18 protein-coding genes are annotated in these 16,886 nt (G+C 53.9%); 7 read left to right on the plus strand and 11 right to left on the minus strand.

All coding sequences use genetic code 11. The features are described 5' to 3' along the window. Positions 1-8: 8 nt before the first annotated feature. Entirely contained in the window at positions 9-662 is a 654-nt protein-coding gene (locus K5Y33_RS05530; protein ID WP_222233405.1) for a TetR/AcrR family transcriptional regulator, read from the minus strand. A 295-nt stretch (positions 663-957) separates the two neighbouring features. On the opposite strand from K5Y33_RS05530, the gene K5Y33_RS05535 reads away from it, so the two are divergent. Then, positions 958-1,215 (plus strand): YdgH/BhsA/McbA-like domain containing protein, encoded by a 258-nt coding sequence (locus tag K5Y33_RS05535; protein ID WP_101764345.1) that lies wholly within the window; start codon positions 958-960, stop codon positions 1,213-1,215. A gap of 82 nt (positions 1,216-1,297) precedes the next feature. Here K5Y33_RS05535 and K5Y33_RS05540 read toward each other — a convergent pair whose 3' ends face one another. The 3 genes from K5Y33_RS05540 to K5Y33_RS05550 all read right to left on the minus strand — a co-directional run bounded on the left by K5Y33_RS05540 (position 1,298) and on the right by K5Y33_RS05550 (position 4,530). Continuing rightward, complete coding sequence (locus K5Y33_RS05540; RefSeq protein ID WP_101764346.1) at positions 1,298-2,482, minus strand: sugar transporter; 1,185 nt, start codon at positions 2,480-2,482, stop codon at positions 1,298-1,300. A gap of 365 nt (positions 2,483-2,847) precedes the next feature. Beyond that, complete coding sequence (locus tag K5Y33_RS05545; protein WP_101764347.1) at positions 2,848-3,105, minus strand: hypothetical protein; 258 nt, start codon at positions 3,103-3,105, stop codon at positions 2,848-2,850. 168 nt (positions 3,106-3,273) lie between these two features. Continuing rightward, complete coding sequence (locus K5Y33_RS05550; protein WP_222233406.1) at positions 3,274-4,530, minus strand: MFS transporter; 1,257 nt, start codon at positions 4,528-4,530, stop codon at positions 3,274-3,276. Between the two features lie 94 nt (positions 4,531-4,624). Here K5Y33_RS05550 and K5Y33_RS05555 point away from each other — a divergent pair, with 94 nt between their 5' ends. The 4 genes from K5Y33_RS05555 to K5Y33_RS05570 all read left to right on the plus strand — a co-directional run bounded on the left by K5Y33_RS05555 (position 4,625) and on the right by K5Y33_RS05570 (position 9,232). Continuing rightward, positions 4,625-5,521, plus strand: a complete 897-nt coding sequence (locus K5Y33_RS05555; RefSeq protein WP_222233407.1) for a LysR family transcriptional regulator — start codon at positions 4,625-4,627, stop codon at positions 5,519-5,521. A gap of 134 nt (positions 5,522-5,655) precedes the next feature. Then, entirely contained in the window at positions 5,656-6,873 is a 1,218-nt protein-coding gene (locus tag K5Y33_RS05560) for an ROK family protein (RefSeq protein WP_222233408.1), read from the plus strand. Between the two features lie 102 nt (positions 6,874-6,975). After that, entirely contained in the window at positions 6,976-7,680 is a 705-nt protein-coding gene (bioD, locus tag K5Y33_RS05565) for a dethiobiotin synthase (protein ID WP_222233409.1), read from the plus strand. A gap of 178 nt (positions 7,681-7,858) precedes the next feature. Next, positions 7,859-9,232, plus strand: a complete 1,374-nt coding sequence (locus tag K5Y33_RS05570; RefSeq protein ID WP_222233410.1) for a nucleobase:cation symporter-2 family protein — start codon at positions 7,859-7,861, stop codon at positions 9,230-9,232. Positions 9,233-9,372: 140 nt separating this feature from the next. On the opposite strand, the gene osmV is transcribed toward K5Y33_RS05570, so the two are convergent. The 4 genes from osmV to K5Y33_RS05590 are packed head-to-tail and all read right to left on the minus strand — an operon-like array spanning position 9,373 to position 12,825. Beyond that, positions 9,373-10,509: an osmoprotectant ABC transporter ATP-binding protein OsmV gene (gene osmV / locus K5Y33_RS05575; protein WP_101764353.1), complete on the minus strand. Its 1,137-nt coding sequence runs from the start codon at positions 10,507-10,509 to the stop codon at positions 9,373-9,375. Further along, positions 10,509-11,156, minus strand: coding sequence for an osmoprotectant ABC transporter permease OsmW (osmW, locus tag K5Y33_RS05580; protein ID WP_064738719.1), 648 nt, complete (start codon positions 11,154-11,156; stop codon positions 10,509-10,511). Before osmW ends, osmV begins: the two co-directional genes overlap by 1 nt. Before the next feature lie 9 nt (positions 11,157-11,165). Beyond that, entirely contained in the window at positions 11,166-12,092 is a 927-nt protein-coding gene (locus K5Y33_RS05585; RefSeq protein ID WP_222233411.1) for a glycine betaine ABC transporter substrate-binding protein, read from the minus strand. A gap of 16 nt (positions 12,093-12,108) precedes the next feature. Continuing rightward, positions 12,109-12,825: an ABC transporter permease gene (locus K5Y33_RS05590; protein ID WP_222182139.1), complete on the minus strand. Its 717-nt coding sequence runs from the start codon at positions 12,823-12,825 to the stop codon at positions 12,109-12,111. Positions 12,826-13,209: 384 nt separating this feature from the next. On the opposite strand from K5Y33_RS05590, the gene K5Y33_RS05595 reads away from it, so the two are divergent. After that, complete coding sequence (locus K5Y33_RS05595) at positions 13,210-14,670, plus strand: MDR family MFS transporter (RefSeq protein WP_222233412.1); 1,461 nt, start codon at positions 13,210-13,212, stop codon at positions 14,668-14,670. Positions 14,671-14,701: 31 nt separating this feature from the next. Here the strand turns inward: K5Y33_RS05595 and K5Y33_RS05600 are convergent, their stop codons facing one another. After that, positions 14,702-14,998, minus strand: a complete 297-nt coding sequence (locus K5Y33_RS05600; RefSeq protein ID WP_222233855.1) for a DUF1161 domain-containing protein — start codon at positions 14,996-14,998, stop codon at positions 14,702-14,704. Positions 14,999-15,050: 52 nt separating this feature from the next. After that, on the minus strand, positions 15,051-15,386 hold the full coding sequence (locus K5Y33_RS05605; protein WP_101764357.1) for a DUF1283 family protein: 336 nt from the start codon (positions 15,384-15,386) through the stop codon (positions 15,051-15,053). Positions 15,387-15,516: 130 nt separating this feature from the next. Here K5Y33_RS05605 and K5Y33_RS05610 point away from each other — a divergent pair, with 130 nt between their 5' ends. After that, complete coding sequence (locus K5Y33_RS05610) at positions 15,517-15,846, plus strand: YnfA family protein (protein WP_192233901.1); 330 nt, start codon at positions 15,517-15,519, stop codon at positions 15,844-15,846. 126 nt (positions 15,847-15,972) lie between these two features. Here K5Y33_RS05610 and ydfG read toward each other — a convergent pair whose 3' ends face one another. Next, entirely contained in the window at positions 15,973-16,719 is a 747-nt protein-coding gene (gene ydfG, locus K5Y33_RS05615; RefSeq protein ID WP_101764358.1) for a bifunctional NADP-dependent 3-hydroxy acid dehydrogenase/3-hydroxypropionate dehydrogenase YdfG, read from the minus strand. Positions 16,720-16,886: the final 167 nt, after the last annotated feature.

Genomic DNA, 16,886 nt, shown 5'->3' on the forward strand with positions numbered 1-16,886 from the left:
CCTGAATTTTATTTGGTGCTCAATTCACAATATCCCGCCAGAGCGGGCCAGATTGCCATCTGCGTATCCACGATCTGGTCAAGGTCCTCACGATTAGCGCCTTCACGCGCACGCACCGACATGCCCTGCAGTAAACACGCCAGGTAGCGGGCTAACGTTGCACTATTGGCAGATTGCGGTAACTCGCCGCGCTGCTGCCGGGTATCAAGAAATGCTTTTAATGCTGATTCCTGCGCGTGATGCTGCTGAGCCAGCATTTGCGCCACTTCTTCTGAGCCGGAAGAGAGCGCGCTCGAGGTACAAATGAAGAAACAGCCAGCAGGCTTATCACATTCGGTGAAGCATGCGGCGGTTGCGCGAAAATAGGCTTCAATGGCCGTTTTCACGTCTAAAGCATCATCATTTAGCACGGCGTTGCGTTGCGCGCTGAACGTTTCAGTGTATCGCTGCATCGCCGCACGGAATAACCCTTCTTTATTTTCAAACTCAGCATAAAGGGTTGGGGCCTTAGCGCCGGTAGCGTTAACCAAATCGGACAACGAAGTGCCTTCATAGCCATGCGCCCAGAACAACATCAATGCCTTGTCCAGGGCATCGTTGCGATCAAACACTTTCGGACGGCCGCGCGTTTTCCTGTTCACCACATCGATAACTTCTGTCATTGGGCACCTCAAAGCGTAAAAACACCCCATTAAATTACCGATCATTAAATAAATATGCAAGCGCAGCCCGGAATGAGTCTATTCGTCTTTGCCCGTTTGTGCTTTTGGCTGGCGAAAGCACCCAAATGGATAAGTCAAAAAGGGCTGGGAAGCCCATAATCACGCCACTTCCGATTAAAATAATGACCGTTAATAAAATGATTGACGCGCGGACCCATTCGGCAGTAGCATTTAATTAACGGTTGTTAACTTAATCGCGACCGACCCCAATTCACCTGTTTAAGAGAGCAAAATTATGAAAAGCATCAAACTGACTTTGGCCGCTGTAGCATTGTCTTCAATCGCGTTTGGTAGTATGGCTGCAGACTTAGTAAACGAAGCGCCGCTGAATCAACAACAAATTGGTGTGGTTAGCGCATCAGGTAGCACCAACCTGACATCGCTGGAGAATCAGCTAGCGGAAAAGGCCAGTGCTGCCGGAGCAAAGTCATTCCGCATCACTTCGACCTCTGGCAACAACAAGCTAAATGGCACAGCAGTAATTTATAACTAAGAGAATTGAGCGGAGGGCAATTAAGCATTCCGCAGGAAGTGAATAAAAGGCTTCAGAAGATAACCTTCTGAAGCCTTTTTTCTTATCCGTTTGAACGCAGCTGAGGATAGCGGCGGAAGATAGCGATACACCAGAACAGTGCGGCAAGGCCAATAATGCCGCCGACGTTACCGACATCAGACATTTGCATATGCAAACTGACCTGATTACCCAGTAGCGCACCCGCGCCGATACCGATGTTGTAGATACCCGAGAACAGCGACATCGCGACGTCGGTGGCATCCGGTGCCAGCGCCAAAACGCGCACCTGCATCGCCAGACCAATCATCATCATTGCCATGCCCCAAACGATGCACAGCACGGTGATTGCAGCGGGACGTACAGCAGCAAACACCAGCAAGCCCATGCTTAGCGTGATCATCGCAATCGCGGCGATCAGCATCGCAGAAGGGAATCTATTGCCCAGCGTACTAAACAGCACGCTGCCGAGAATGCCCGCTGATCCAAACAGCAGTAACAGCAGCGTGGTGAAATTATCATCGGCATTAGCCACCACCTGCATAAACGGTTCGATGTAGCTGTAAGCGGTGTAATGCGCCGTCACCACCACGGTAACCAGAACGTACATTGCCACCAGCGCCGGACGGCGGAATAGCATCGGAACGCTGCTCAGTGAACCCGTGTGCTCGCTCGGCAGACGCGGCAGTATGCGCATCAGCAAAATCAGCAATACCAAAGCAGACAAGCCGATCATGCCAAAAGTAGTGCGCCAGCCAAGATATTGACCGACGATACGCCCAATCGGCACGCCCAGCACCATCGCCAGCGCGGTACCGGTTGCCAGCATACTCAACGCCTGAGTTTTCTTGCCTGCAGGCGCCACGCGAATGGCCAGCGAAGCGGTAATTGACCAGAACACGGCGTGCGCTAAGGCAATACCGATGCGCGAGATAACCAGTGAGGTGAAATCCCATGCCAAAGACGAGAGCACATGGCTGGCTACAAACACGATGAACAACACCGCCAACAGCAGGCGACGCTCAATATTGCGCGTTAACAGCATCAACGGCAGTGACAATAGCGCGACAACCCACGCGTAGATGGTCAGCATAATGCCAACATCGGCAGTCTTCATGTCATAGCTGGCGGCGATATCCGACAGCAGACCGACAGGCACGAATTCTGTGGTGTTAAAGACAAAAGCAGCAATAGCCAGCAGTACAACGCGTAGCCAGGCCGTTTTACGGGAAACAGTAGTAGATTGCATGGAGTTCAAATCAGTCAGACGGCAAATGAAAGGGCAAAAAGCACCCCAGAAAGTGACCGGAGTCACAAATTTCCGCTATTGTGGAGCATTAATGAGCGGAGGGAAACCGTTTGTCGGGCTTTTATTACTGAATATTTTTTATCAAGAGTGGCGTAATTAATAGCCTGAGGTTTTTACGCTTTCTGTCATCAATACGAGAGTGAGCAAGATTAACAACGGGGGAGAAAGAGGCAACTGGACCTGACGCCACCTTGAGCGCCTTAAGGTCCAGTTATTATTACACTTAAATTTATAATTATTATGAAACGCCGCAGTGCTGCTTAACAAAAGAGTTAGGTCTGCTGACCACTCTCACATCATGATTATCAGAGTCGCACCATATGTTTTAGTGCCACACTATTCTGAGTCGTCATGTTTTTTTTTAACCCCACCGGACAGCAATGCTCGCAGCCCAGCGCGCTGGCATAAAATTTACGCGCTTGCTGAATGGCGGCATTTGGCGTGTAGAAAGTCCCAAGGAAACGGCGTGCCTCATCGGCGGGTAGGTACGGGCATCCCGTTGCGTGTACTACATGGTTGTCGTTATAGCCGGCATGCTTATCGACGTAATAATAGAGTCCCATCTATCGTCCTCATTGCTGTGAAATAATAAAAGTCTAACTATTGTTGGAATGGAATGAATTATAGCGACGAATGGCCGTTTTGTTTTATCTGGGACTGTGAGATCACCGGATGGCGTGGACTTGATGAGAGAACGGGGCGCATTAGCCCCGTTTAACAGATGAAAGGTATTACAGTTTCCGGCACTGCAATCGCCAGCCGACCAGCAAAGCCATTAATAATAGCAAGCTAATGAATGCCGTAACGCCCATCCAGCCATAGCTGTGCCAGAACACGCCGCCCAATGTACCCGCCACGCTGGATCCAACGTAATAGCTAAACAGATAGAGTGACGATGCCTGGCCTTTAGCCCGACGCGCACGCGGGCCAATCCAGCCGCTGGCAACAGAGTGCGCCGCAAAGAATCCGGCGGTGAACAACATCATGCCGGGTAAAATCAGCCACAGTGAGTTAAACGCCGTCAGCAGCAATCCCGTCAGCATAATCGCAGTTGCGCCAATCATCACCGGACCGCGTCCAAAGCGGCTGGTCACCGCGCCGGCTTTCGGTGAACTCCAGGAGCCGGTCAGATAGACCACCGACAGCAATCCCACCACCGCCTGGCTCAGCGACCAGGGCGCACTCAGCAGGCGATAGCCGATGTAGTTGAACAGCGTGACGAACGCGCCCATCAGCAGGAAGCCCTCAGCGAACAGCAGCGGTAATCCTTTATCGCGCCAGTGCAAACGGAAGTTGATCAGCAAACTACGCGGACGCAGCGAAGCTGGACGGAAATGACGCGACGCAGGCAGGATTTTCCAAAACATCAGCGCGCCCGCCAACGCGAAACAGCCAATCACGCCCACCGCAACGCGCCACGAGAAGAAATCGGTCAATACGCCCGTCAACAGACGTCCGCTCATACCGCCAATTGAGTTACCACTGATGTACAGCCCCATGGAAAAGGCGATAACGCGTGGATGAATCTCTTCACTCAGATAGGTCATGCCAACCGCCGCTACCCCGCTCAGCGATAAGCCAATCAGCGCGCGCATCAGCAAAATCCCCTGCCAGCTGCTCATGGTGGCGGAAATCAAGGTACAGATAGCGGCGAGCAACAGCGCGGTAACCATCACCGATTTACGCCCAATCGCATCCGACAGCGGCCCGGTAAACAGCAATCCCAATGCCATTAAGCCGGTCGATAGCGAGAGAGAAATACTGCTTTGCGCTGGAGAAACACCAAACTGTTGCGATAACACCGGCAAAATGGGCTGCACGCAATACAGCAGGGCGAAAGTGGCAAGACCGGCAGAGAACAGCGCCAGCGTAACGCGCATAAACTGCGGCGATCCGCGTTCAATCCATTCTGAAGGGGTTGCAGCTGGAGCAGGCTTTACGGACAACTCGTCTTCATCGAGTATCACCGCCTGAGAAGAGCGACTCACGGAACATCCTCGTTTGAACAATCATGGCGTTACTGTAGGAAAGGGCGAATAGGTTGTACAATATATTAATAATCTCAAATGAGACGTTTAAAATATGAATGTTGAGTTGCGTCATTTACGCTATTTCATTGCCGTCGCGGAGGAGTTGCATTTTGGCCGCGCCGCGCAGCGCCTGAATATTTCGCAACCGCCGCTAAGCCAGCAGATTCAGCAGCTGGAGCAGGAAATTGGCGCGCAGCTGTTTACCCGCACCAATCGCAGCGTACAGATCACGCCCGCCGGCGCGCTGTTTTTGCAGGATGCGCGTGCCATTTTGTTACAGGTCGAACAGGCCGCCCGCCGCGCCGCACGCGTGCATAGCGGGCAGGAGGGCGAGTTGCGCATCGGCTTTACCTCCTCAGCGCCGTTTACCGGTCTGGTTTCTGACGCGCTGTACCAATTCCGCCAGCGTTGGCCAGAAGTACACATTCAGATGCAGGAGAACAACACGCGGCAGCAGCTTGCGCCACTTCATGATGCTCGACTCGATCTTGGTGTGATGCGCAATACGCCGCTGCCCAGCGATCTGCAGCACCGCGTGTTACTGCGTGAGCCGCTATGCGCGGTAGTGCATTGGGCGCATCCGCTGGCCGATGCAGAGTCGATTTCCATTCAGGCATTAGCCAACGAGCCGTTTGTATTTTTCGATCCGCAAGGCGGCACTGCGTTGTACGGTGAAATCCTGGCGCTGCTGCATCGCTATCAAATCAAACCTTTTATTACGCAGGAAGTGGGCGAGGCGATGACCATCCTTGGTCTGGTGGCGACCGGACTCGGCGTGTCGATTCTGCCGGCGTCATTCAGCCGTGCACGTCTGGCTGATGTGGTGTGGATCCCGTTGCAGGAGAGCGACGCGATTTCTGAAGTTTGGCTGGTCTGGTCAGCGACGCGAGAACCTACGGCGCAAATGACCAATATGATGTCGCTGATGCTGCAAAATGCAGAGAATTGAGTCCGCAGTTGAATGAGGGCCCAAACTTTATGTGCGATAAATCACATTTCTAATCAAATATTTGACGCTGCTGGTCAATCTGCATCACCATAGCTGCTGTTTATTTAGAAGCGCGAAAATAATGGGAGCTGGGCGTGAATCTGTACAGTCAACCTGGTCATATTGATCAGATAAAACAGACCAACGCAGGTGTGGTTTACCGACTGATTGACCTTTACGGCCCGATTTCGCGTATTGAGCTTTCTAAACGTGCCCAGTTAGCACCCGCCAGCATTACCAAAATCGTGCGTGAAATGCTCGATGCCCATCTGGTTCAGGAAACTGAATTTCAGGAGCCGGGCAGTCGCGGTCGTCCCGCGATTGGTTTGATCCTCGATACGCTCGCCTGGCACTATCTCGCCGTGCGCATTCAGCCCGGATTTATTACGCTGACGCTGCGCGATCTCAGCAGCCGCGCGCTGCAGGAAGATCGCCTGCCGCTGTACGCCAGCGCCGACAAACCACTGCTGCAAACCTTGCACGAGACAGTGAATGACTTCTTTATTCGCCACCAAAGCAAGCTGGAGCGTTTGACCGCCATCGCCATTACTTTGCCGGGATTGATCAACGCCGCTTCTGGCGTGGTCCATCGCATGCCGGGTTATGACGTGCAGGATATGCCGCTGGGAGAAACGCTGGCGCAGCGCACCGGTTTGCCGGTGTTCGTGCAGCATGATATTTCCGCCTGGACGTTAGCCGAAGCGCTGTTTGGCGCATCTAGTGGCGCGCAACATGTGATTCAGATTGTGATTGATGAAACCGTCGGCGCGGGCGTGATCAGCGGCGGACAATTGCTGCACAAAAATGGTCGTACGCTGGTGGAAATTGGTCATACGCAAATCGATCCTTACGGCCAGCAGTGTTATTGCGGCAATAACGGCTGTCTGGAAACCGTCGCCAGCATCGGAAGCTTGCTTACTCTCACCACCCAGCGTTTGCCGTCGCAGCCGGACAGTGTATTGCATCAGACGCCGTTGACGATTGAGAGCTTATGCGCAGCCGCGCAGCAGGGCGATCGCCTGGCGCGTGATGTAATTGCGGGCGTCGGACACCATATTGGCCGCATGCTGGCGATGATGGTAAACATCTTTAATCCTCAACAAATCCTTATCGGTTCGCCGCTGAATCAGGCCGCCGATGTGCTGTTCCCTGCGGTGAGCAGTACCATTCGACAACAGGCGTTGCCCGCATATAGCAGTGAAATCCAGCTCACACCAACGGCTTTCAGCGATCCCGGCACCTTTGGCGGCGCCGCACTGATTAAAGACGCGCTCTATAGCGGCCATTTATTGATAAAACTGTTGCAGGGATAATTACAGCACACCTTAAGTTTGTCCTAACGCAATCTGCCCGTGAAAACATTTCCTTAAACTGCCTCCTTCGCACGTTACACATCGCTTTAATGAAGGAGGAGAATGGTGAAAACGCTTTTTGTCACCGGTACCGACACCGCGGTGGGTAAAACCGTGGTATCACGCGCGTTATTACAGTGCTTTGCCAAGGCGAATCTGTGCGCCGCAGGCTTCAAACCTGTCGCCAAAAGCGCGCAACTCACATCTGAAGGCTTACGTAATAAAGATGCCCTGTTATTACAGCAGGCTTCAGGTCTCGCTCTCGATTATTCCGCCGTCAATCCTATCGCCTTACAAGAGGATGAAATCAGCACCAGCGCGTCGCAGCGTATAGATTATCCGTTGCTCAGCCGCAGTCTAAACGATTTGCAGCAGCGCGCCGCGCGCGTGGTGGTAGAAGGCACCGGCGGCTGGCGCAGTTTAATGAACGACTTACAGCCTTTGTCCCACTGGGTGCGGCAGGAACATTTACCCGTAGTGATGGTAGTCGGCATTAAAGAAGGTTGCATCAGCCACGCTTTACTGACCGCCGAGGCGATTGCGCAGGATGGATTGCGACTCGTGGGTTGGGTAGCCAACCGTATTAATCCCGGTCTGGCGCATTACGCTGAAATTATTGATGTTTTGAGCAACAAGTTAGGTGCACCTTTATTAGGCGAGTTGCCTTATCTGCCGCGCGCAGAACAGCGGGAGCTGAGTGGTTATCTGGATATCTCACTGCTCGATGACAATATTACGCACGACAACAGTGCAAAGCCTGCGGCCTGATGAAACAAAAGGCCGCAAATGATCAATGGCTGAATCTAAGATTTCAGATTCAGCCCTCCTCTTTACTGAATTAATTGCCAAAATATTCAATATCTTACTTCCAATTTTTAATAAACCCCTTGTTCTGGCGTGATTCATGCATCAGCAGCTCTGATGAATATCTTGCCGGAGCACCTGTATGTCGCAATCAGATGAGAAAGGTTTGTTGTATGGGCTGAATGACCGCATCGGTCCATTGCCTGCATTTTGTGCCGCACTGCAACATGTGCTGGCCAGCGTAGTGGGCATCATTACGCCGCCGCTGATTATTGGTTCCGTGTTGGGATTACAGGCATGGATCCCTTATCTGATCAGTATGTCACTGCTCGTTTCCGGTCTCGGTACTTTCCTGCAGGCGCGCCGCTTTATGGGCATTGGCGCAGGCATGATCTGCCTGCAGGGCACCAGCTTTGCCTTTCTCGGGGTGATTCTGTCGGGCGGATTGATGGTCAAAGCGCGCGGCGGATCGCCAGAAGAGATCATGGCGATGATCTTTGGTTGCAACCTGGTGGCGGCGATGATTCCGATGTTGATCAGCCGCTGCATCGCGCCATTACGCAAAGTGTTGACGCCGGTGGTTACCGGCACCGTTATTACCTTAATTGGTATCAGCCTGATTAAAGTCAGCATCACCGATTGGGCTGGCGGCCATAACGCCAACGATTTTGGCGCGCCCGGCAATCTGGCGCTCGGTGCCTTGACGCTGCTGGTGATTATCGTACTTAACCGTTCGCAAAATCGCTGGACGCGGCTGGTTGCGGTGGTGGCCGGCATTGCTGCGGGCTGTATCGCCGCAGCGTTAACCGGCCATCTCACCCTTAAGCCAATGGGTGATACGCCGTGGCTGGTAATGCCGGCGCTGTTCCGTTTTGGTTTTGCCTTTGACTGGACCATCTTTATTCCCATCGCGCTGGTATCGGTGATAGCCGTGATTGAAGCGGTGGGCGACCTCACGGCGAACTGCATGTTGTCGCAGCAGCCGATTGAAGGCGAAGCGTTTGAGCGCCGCATGCAGGGCGGTATTTTCGCCGATGGCATCAGCTGCTTGCTCGCCGCCGTGTTCTCTGCCTTTCCCAACACCACTTTTGCGCAAAATAATGGCGTCATCCAAATGACCGGCGTTGCCAGCCGTTATGTTGGCATGGTGATCGGCGTAATGCTGGTGCTGCTCGGTATGTTCCCGGCGATTGGCTACATGCTGCAGCAGATTCCACCGCCGGTGCTGGGCGGCGCGACCATCGTGATGTTTGGTAGCGTGGTGGCGGCCGGCATCCGCGTGATGACGCAAACGCCACTTGGCCGCCGCGAGATGCTGATTGTTGCCGTGTCGTTTGGTATCGGTTTGGGTGTCGAAGCGGTGCCTGAGGTGCTGAAACAGTTCCCGACGCTAATTAGCAACCTGTTTGGTCACGCAGTGACTACCGGCGGGATGCTGGCGATTATTTTGAATGTCGTGCTGCCTTCAGAGCGCAGCGAAGCAGTGGCGGCAAAAACGGCTGAGGAGTCGCACTAACGTGCAGGGTGCATACGCAAGAAGAGGCGGCAGATCGTAAAGACGCCATAAACCATCCCTGGGGCTTGGCCCGCGCCATCCATGGCGCGGGACACTTTACTCCTCTGCCGCCTCTTCCTGCGTTTCAAGCATTGTGCGGTTTATGGATTCAACCGACGGCGCGTACGTCCAGAACTGAGATAATCGGCAATGTAATCCTGCGATATCTCGCCGCTATAACGACCTTCCTCATCAACGATCGGCATCCACACCGTGTTGTGCTCATACAGCTTCGACAGCACCACGCGTAGGTTTTCTTCCGCTTTGCCGGTCACTTTAAAGGTATGCAGCATCTCTTCGCAGCGGCCAGTGGCGCCGCGCGCTTCACGCCGCTTCACAAATCCCAGTGGCTTGCCATCTTCATCAACTACCGTCACCGAACGCATATCGTTATCGTCCATGGTGGCGAAGGCCTCCTGCAGTGGCGTATTACGCTGCACGGTGATGGTGGGCTGCTGATCGGTGACATCGCCGGCCTGCACCAGCAACAAACGTTTCAGCGTACGGTCCTGACCGACAAAGGAGCCAACAAAGTCGTTCGCCGGTTTGGCTAACAGCTCATCCGGGCTGGCGCACTGCACAATTTTCCCCTGACCAAACACCGCAATGCGGTCGCCGAGCTTCAGCGCTTCATCAATATCATGGCTAACCAGCATCACGGTCTTCTTTAACTGGCGCTGCATCTCAAGGAATTCGTTCTGAATCACTTCACGGTTGATTGGGTCGACCGCACCGAAAGGTTCATCCATCAGCAATACCGGTGGATCCGCAGCCAGCGCGCGAATCACGCCAATACGCTGCTGTTGACCGCCGGACATTTCGCGCGGATAGCGATGCAGGAACTTGGTCGGGTCGAGCGCCACCATGCTCATCAATTCCGTGGCGCGTTCACGGCAGCGCTTCTTATCCCAACCCAACATGCGCGGCACCACGGTAATGTTTTCCTCGATGGTCATATTCGGGAACAGACCAATCTGCTGGATGACATAGCCAATATTGCGGCGCAGGGTGACGGTATCTTGTCCGCTGGTGTCTTCACCATTGATCAAAATCCTGCCGCTTGAGGAGGGAATCAAACGGTTAATCATCTTCAGGGTGGTGGTTTTGCCACAACCCGATGGGCCGAGCAGCACGCACATTTCCCCGGCAGGCACTTCAAGGCTGACGTTGTCCACGGCATTGAGTGATGTGCCGTTCTTTTGCGTAAAGGTTTTCGTCAGGTTTTCCAGTTTTATCATTATCGAATCCCCTTAGGAGTCAGCGCCGACTGCAAACGGTGCAGCAGCCAATCAAGCACAATCGCGAGCAAACAAATCATCAAGGCACCGGCAATCAGCATGCGCACATCGCTGCCGCTGATCCCGTCGAGCAGTTGCAGGCCCAAACCACCTGCACCAATTACGGCGGCAATCGCCATCACGCCGACGTTCATCACCACCGCTGTACGAATACCGCCAAAAATCACCGGTAGCGCCATCGGAATCTCGACCCAGCGCAGACGCTGCCAGAAGGTCATGCCAATCCCGCGACCGGCTTCACGCAGTCCGGGAGACAAATTCTCCAGCGCGGTGTGGGTGTTACGCACAATCGGCAGCAGCGAGTAGAGGAACACGGCGGTGATAGCGGGAAGGGCGCCAATGCCCTGACCGATCATAGAAAACAATGGAATCATCAAACCAAACAACGCGATGGTGGGAATGGTTAACACAATGGTGGCGATGCCGAGCACCGGCGTGGCCAGCCACTTAAAGCGCACAATCAAAATGCCCAGCGGTACGCCAACGATAATGGCGAAACCGACCGCAACCAGCACCAGCCACGTGTGTTGCCAGGTGAGCGTCATCAAGGTGTGCCAGTTATTCATGATGTAATGCAAGGTATCCACAGCGCCTCCTTACAGCATGTTCTTGGATTGAAGGAAATCACGCGCCACCTGTTGCGGCGACTGATGATCAATATCGACACGCTTATTCATCTCGGTGATCGCTTCGTCATTAATCAACGCGGAAAGCTGATTGAGCGCCGTATCCAGGCCTGGATGGCTCTCCAGCACATCCTGACGCACGACAGGCGTGACGTTGTAACTTGGGAAGAAGTGCTTATCATCCTCTAACACTTTGAGTTCAAACCCTTTCACGCGGCCATCGGTGGTATAGATCAAACCGGCATCAACAAAGCCATCGCGAATCGCGTTGTAAACCAAGCCGGGATCCATCTGGCGAATCTGCGGACGCTCGAGCGGCATGTTGTAGGCTTTCTGCAATGGCTTAAGACCATCGGAGCGGCCTGAGAATTCCAGGTCCAAACCCAGTTTCCAGTTATGATCCGGATCGTTCTTGCGTACCTCTTCCAGCTTCGCCACCAGTTGCGACATGGTGTTGATACCTTCTTTTTCCGCGCGATCGCGTTGCATGGCAAACGCATAGGTATTGTTCATCGGTGCAGGATTGAGCCACACCAGGCCCAATTTCGCATCCAGCTGTTTTACCGTTTTATACGCGTCTTCGGTCGACATCGGCTTATTGATGTGGTTAAAGATGATTAGCGAAGTACCGGTGTATTCCCATGTCATATCAATCTGTTTATTGATCATTGCGTTACGACCAATAGTGGTGGCGATATTGGTCTTGGGGATCACCTGAAAACCTTTCTTCTGCAACCAGATCACCGTCATCGCGGAGAGGATGTGCTGCTCCGTAAAGCTCTTAGTTGCCATGGTAATCGGTGTTGCAGCCGCGGCGCTTTGGCTGATTGCCAGCGTCGCGGTGAGTGCCAGCGCAGTACGTTTAACCCAGCGCGCCAGTTTGTTGGCAGTGGCCATCACAAAGCTCCTTGTGTTAAGCCGCAGAGTGCGGGCTGAGATAACGTCCCAATGCCGCGAGCAGCATGTCGAGCACCAGCGCAACCAGTGCGGTGGCCACAGCGCCGAGGATCAGCGTAGGGAAGTCGTTGAGGTAGATGCCGGGGAAAATCAGCTCACCAAAACTGCTGGCACCGATCAGGAACGCCAATGGCGCGGTACCGACGTTAATCGCCGTGGCGATGCGCACGCCTGCCAGAATCACCGGCAGCGCATTGGGAATTTCCACCTGACGCAAACGCTGAAACTTCGTCATACCTATACCGTTGGCGGCTTCAATCAGCGACGGCGGTACCGCGCTTAAACCGGCAAAAGTATTACGCACAATCGGCAGCAGCGAGGCGAGGAACAGGGCAATCAGCGCGGGACGATCGCCGATACCGACAATCACCATCGCGAGCGCCAATACCGCCAGCGGTGGCAGCGTGTTACCCACGTTGAAAATTTGCATCACGTATTCTGCCCAGCGACGGGCGAAAGGACGACTCAGCAGGATGCCGCTGGGAATGCCTACCAGCAGCGCAAAGAACATTGACCAAAACACTAAAAACAGATGCTGCTGCCCGAGATAAACCAAATCTTCCCGCCGGTCGCGCAGCGTATTCAGCCCCAGCCCCCAAACCAGCAGGGCAAGCACCGCAACAATCGCGAGCAGAGCCAGCCCAGCGCGGCGGGCGAGCGATGCATTTTGCATAGCCAGTGTCTCCCTGATTCAAGAAATCGTTCGATAGGTAATGTCATTCCCAGGGTGGCGGCGCAGTGTTAAAACGCACACATACGAAAATCCTTCAACCCGTTAAATTGCAGTTAAAATGACTGTTATCAGATGCTTTTTCAGTGAATATCTGGAAAGCACCGCTTAGACCTATAGCAATGCTTGTCGATAAGCGCTAGTTTTTGCGGCAAAATCAGACAGATAGAAATAATAAAAAACGCCATCTAACCCGCGTGGAATAAGGCATCATCCGACAATAAAAAATTTTCATCGAAATAAGTGACGTCGTCACAGATAGGTCGCACGCAGAGGAAACTGGTCTGGCGAATTTTGAGCTAGCCTTGTTAGAAATTAAGGAGACGTATGACTGAAACTGCAGAATTGAACACGGAACATCGCCACTGGATTCTTATCGGCTGCATGCTCGCTATGTTTATGGCGGCGATTGAAGTCACCATCGTGGCCACCGCCATGCCGACCATTATTGCCGATCTTGGCGGCTTTTCGCAGTTTGGCTGGGTATTTTCCATCTATCTACTGACGCAAGCCGTCAGCGTGCCGCTATATGGCCGACTGGCAGATATGTGGGGCCGCAAACGGCTGTTGTTTATCGGTGTTTCGCTCTTTTTACTGGGATCGATTCTGTGCGGATTTGCCCACAGCATGGCGTGGCTGATCCTGTTTCGCGCTTTTCAGGGGTTAGGTGCCGGCGCGATTATGCCGCTAACGTCCACCATTGTGGCGGACGTCTATTCGCCGCGCGAACGCGCCAACGTACAGGGCTGGCTCTCCAGCGTCTGGGGCGTGGCGGCAATCATTGGTCCGCTGAGCGGCGCGTGGCTGGTGCAGCACTTTAGCTGGTCGGTGATTTTCTGGGTCAACGTGCCGATTGGCGCCATCGCCATGCTGCTGCTGGCGCGTTTTCTTCCATCGCGCGAACAAAAACAGGCCACCACGCTCAATCTCACCGGCAGCTGCTGGCTGATGATCTGCGTAACGGCGTTGCTGGTCGCGCTGCTGCAGGCAGAAGTGCTCGGCTTCTGGCTGGTGCCGTTCCTGCTGCTGGCGGTCATTGCTGCCTGGCGTTTAAAACAGCATGAACAGCGTGCTGATGCGCCGCTGTTCCCGCTGGAAATCTGGCGCAGCCGGCTTATCGTCGCTGGCAACATCGGCAACCTGATTATCGGTGCCAGTATGATGGGCATCAGCGCCTTTCTGCCAACCTGGATTCAGGGCATCACCGGCGGCACGCCGCTGCAGGCCGGCAGCGCACTGGCGATGATGTCGATTGGCTGGCCGCTGGCCAGTACGTTGAGCGGTAGGTTGATGCTTATCACCTCCTATCGCTTCACCGCGCAGTTGGGCGCGCTGCTGCTGATTACGGGCAGCGCGTTGCTGCTGCTATTGCGCAGCGACAGCTCAATTGTGCAGGCCGGATTCACCGCCTTTGTGATTGGCACCGGCATGGGCATGACCAGCACCACGTTTCTGGTATCGGTACAGAACCATGCGCATTACGATATTCGCGGCATTTGCACCGCCTCAATCATGTTCAGCCGCATGATCGGGTCGGCGATTGGTACCGCGTTATTGGGCGCGGTGCTGAACCTTAACTTGTCGCTGCGTCTGCCGCAGGCTGACGATCCGATGCAGAAAATCATGTCGCCTGAAAGCCGTCAGACGCTGTCGGAGGCGACATTGCATGACTGGACCGGACAAATCGCCAGTTCTTTACATTGGGTGTTTGTCGTGTCGTTGCTGATTGCGCTGCTAACGTTGTGGGTGGCGTGGATAATGCCGCGGCAAAGGCCGGAAGTGGAGTAAAAGCAGGGCGGCCAGAGAGCCGCCCGAAAGTTTACTGCGCTGGCGTGTCCTGAGAGCTGCCCGCGCTGTCTGGCACGGTGCTGTCACCATCACGGCCATTTTTCTTGTAGACGATTTTCTGTGTGTCGTTCTCACAATGACCCACAACCTGGCCGCCGACCTGATCGGCTTGATCATTGGCCACGATATCCAGCGTGAAATCCGATTCGGCGACGCCGTTGTTAATGATTTTTTTGCTGATGTCCGCTTTGACGCTTTCACAAGAAGCTTGCGCCAATAGCGGCAGCGACAACATCGCCATCAGCAGAACTGCATTACGTTTTTTCATCATTCACTCCTTTGGTCAGAAATCCTGTCAAAACTATAGCAGTGATAAACGATTAAGGTGCAATTGGACGTCCGGTGCGGCGGTCGAGGCAGCGCAGCGTATTCGGTTCCCAATAGGCGTTAACGTTGTAGCTCTTTTCGCAGGAGTCGCGGGTATCAAAGGCTTTGTCCGCTTTATCAAACTCTTTCTCAACGCGCGTATTGACCTTATTACGCAGGTTTTTGGTATCGTTCCACTGCTCTTTGCTCTGGCGCGCGGCTTCATTACTGGAGGCGCTGCTGCCATCTTCAATAATCAGGCGATCGGTTTTGGCCGCAGCGATGGGCGCAGCCATTAAAAGGCTCGACGTCACTACGGTAGCCAGCAGGGCGGAAAACAGTTTTTTCATCGTCATTTCCTTCAGTTAACACCAGCACAGCCGGGATCGCGGCTGTAACAACCATGGGCGCTAGTATATCATCGCTGCTTCTTTGCTCACCAGCGGTGAGCGCTTTGTTTAGCTTAGCGAGAGATTTTCTATGCTGGTCAAAACCGCCTTGCTGTTTTTTATCACTGCGATAGCGGAAATTGTTGGCTGTTTCCTGCCGTGGCTGTGGTTGAAGAAGGGCATGACGGCGTGGCTGCTGGTGCCGGCCGCGGCAAGTCTGGCGCTGTTTGTCTGGTTGTTGACGTTGCATCCCGCCGCGAGCGGGCGCGTTTATGCGGCCTATGGCGGCGTATATGTGCTGACGGCGCTAATCTGGCTGCGCGTGGTGGATGGTGTAAAACTGAGTACGTGGGATTGGGTCGGCGCGCTGGTTGCCTTGAGCGGCATGTTGATTATCGTGACCGGTTGGGGCCGCGCGTAATCATCGGCCACACCGGCGTGTGATATCAGGGGAGACATCCCGATGAGGTCGTCGCGGCAAAAGCCGCCGGAGCGCCTCACAGGATGGTCGCCCCGGATATTTCGATCAAACAGCGTGTAACCGCGATTAACCTTTATGCACCTTCAGTCCCGCGGTGGTTTGCGTCACCGGCATAATCTCCAGCGTATTGATGTTGACGTGCTTCGGCAGCGTCGTCACCCAATACACCGCTTCGGTGACATCTTCCGCCGTCAGCGCGGTGGTGCCTTCATAAACCTGGCCCGCTTTATCGTCATCGCCCTTAAAGCGCACGTTTGAGAACTCGGTTCCGCCCACCAAACCTGGCTCGATATCGGTCACGCGCAGCGCGGTGCCGTGCAGGTCGGTACGCAGATTCAGGCTGAACTGGCGCACGAACGCTTTGGTTGCGCCATACACGTTGCCACCCAAATAAGGCCAGCTACCGGCAATCGAACCGATATTCACGATATGACCAACATTGCGCTCAACCATTGCAGGCAGCACCGCACGCGTCATGTACACCAAACCTTTATTGTTGGTGTCGATCATATTTTCCCAGTCTTCGATATTGGCTTTGTGCGCCGGTTCCACACCCAACGCCAGGCCAGCATTGTTAACCAGCACATCAATATTGCGCCATTCAGCGGGCAGGGAGGCGATCGCTTCATCGATGGCGGCGCGATTACGCACGTCCAGCTGAACGGTATACAGATTGTCGCCCAGCTCATCTTTCAGCTCTTTTAAACGCTCAGCGCGACGTCCGCTGGCGATCACTTTGTGACCTGTAGCAATGAAGCGGCGGGTGATACTTTGACCAAAACCAGCAGTTGCGCCAGTAACAAAAATAATCATCTCACTGTTCCTTAAACGATTTCAGGTTATCAGCCACACCTTAGCATTAACCTTGAACCCATGCTCATGAAAACCAAAAGCAGCGTGTTGCAGGATTTTTCCTGCACATTAGGAGTGCATAAGCGCACCACAAAGACGCATCTCAACAGGCGATAATTACGCCATAC

This window comes from Pantoea sp. DY-17 (assembly GCF_019795975.1).
Taxonomy (GTDB): domain Bacteria; phylum Pseudomonadota; class Gammaproteobacteria; order Enterobacterales; family Enterobacteriaceae; genus Pantoea; species Pantoea leporis.

Excerpts from the sequence above, each read along its gene's own strand:
- K5Y33_RS05600 (WP_222233855.1), bottom strand. The coding sequence starts at position 14,998 with ATGAAAAAACGTAATGCAGTTCTGCTGATGGCGATGTTGTCGCTGCCG.
- K5Y33_RS05545 (WP_101764347.1), bottom strand. The coding sequence starts at position 3,105 with ATGGGACTCTATTATTACGTCGATAAGCATGCCGGCTATAACGACAAC.
- K5Y33_RS05590 (WP_222182139.1), bottom strand. The coding sequence starts at position 12,825 with ATGCAAAATGCATCGCTCGCCCGCCGCGCTGGGCTGGCTCTGCTCGCG.
- bioD (WP_222233409.1), top strand. The coding sequence starts at position 6,976 with ATGGTGAAAACGCTTTTTGTCACCGGTACCGACACCGCGGTGGGTAAA.
- K5Y33_RS05595 (WP_222233412.1), top strand. The coding sequence starts at position 13,210 with ATGACTGAAACTGCAGAATTGAACACGGAACATCGCCACTGGATTCTT.
- K5Y33_RS05540 (WP_101764346.1), bottom strand. The coding sequence starts at position 2,482 with ATGCAATCTACTACTGTTTCCCGTAAAACGGCCTGGCTACGCGTTGTA.
- osmV (WP_101764353.1), bottom strand. The coding sequence starts at position 10,509 with ATGATAAAACTGGAAAACCTGACGAAAACCTTTACGCAAAAGAACGGC.
- K5Y33_RS05530 (WP_222233405.1), bottom strand. The coding sequence starts at position 662 with ATGACAGAAGTTATCGATGTGGTGAACAGGAAAACGCGCGGCCGTCCG.
- ydfG (WP_101764358.1), bottom strand. The coding sequence starts at position 16,719 with ATGATTATTTTTGTTACTGGCGCAACTGCTGGTTTTGGTCAAAGTATC.
- K5Y33_RS05585 (WP_222233411.1), bottom strand. The coding sequence starts at position 12,092 with ATGGCCACTGCCAACAAACTGGCGCGCTGGGTTAAACGTACTGCGCTG.
- K5Y33_RS05605 (WP_101764357.1), bottom strand. The coding sequence starts at position 15,386 with ATGAAAAAACTGTTTTCCGCCCTGCTGGCTACCGTAGTGACGTCGAGC.
- K5Y33_RS05610 (WP_192233901.1), top strand. The coding sequence starts at position 15,517 with ATGCTGGTCAAAACCGCCTTGCTGTTTTTTATCACTGCGATAGCGGAA.
- K5Y33_RS05570 (WP_222233410.1), top strand. The coding sequence starts at position 7,859 with ATGTCGCAATCAGATGAGAAAGGTTTGTTGTATGGGCTGAATGACCGC.
- K5Y33_RS05555 (WP_222233407.1), top strand. The coding sequence starts at position 4,625 with ATGAATGTTGAGTTGCGTCATTTACGCTATTTCATTGCCGTCGCGGAG.
- K5Y33_RS05535 (WP_101764345.1), top strand. The coding sequence starts at position 958 with ATGAAAAGCATCAAACTGACTTTGGCCGCTGTAGCATTGTCTTCAATC.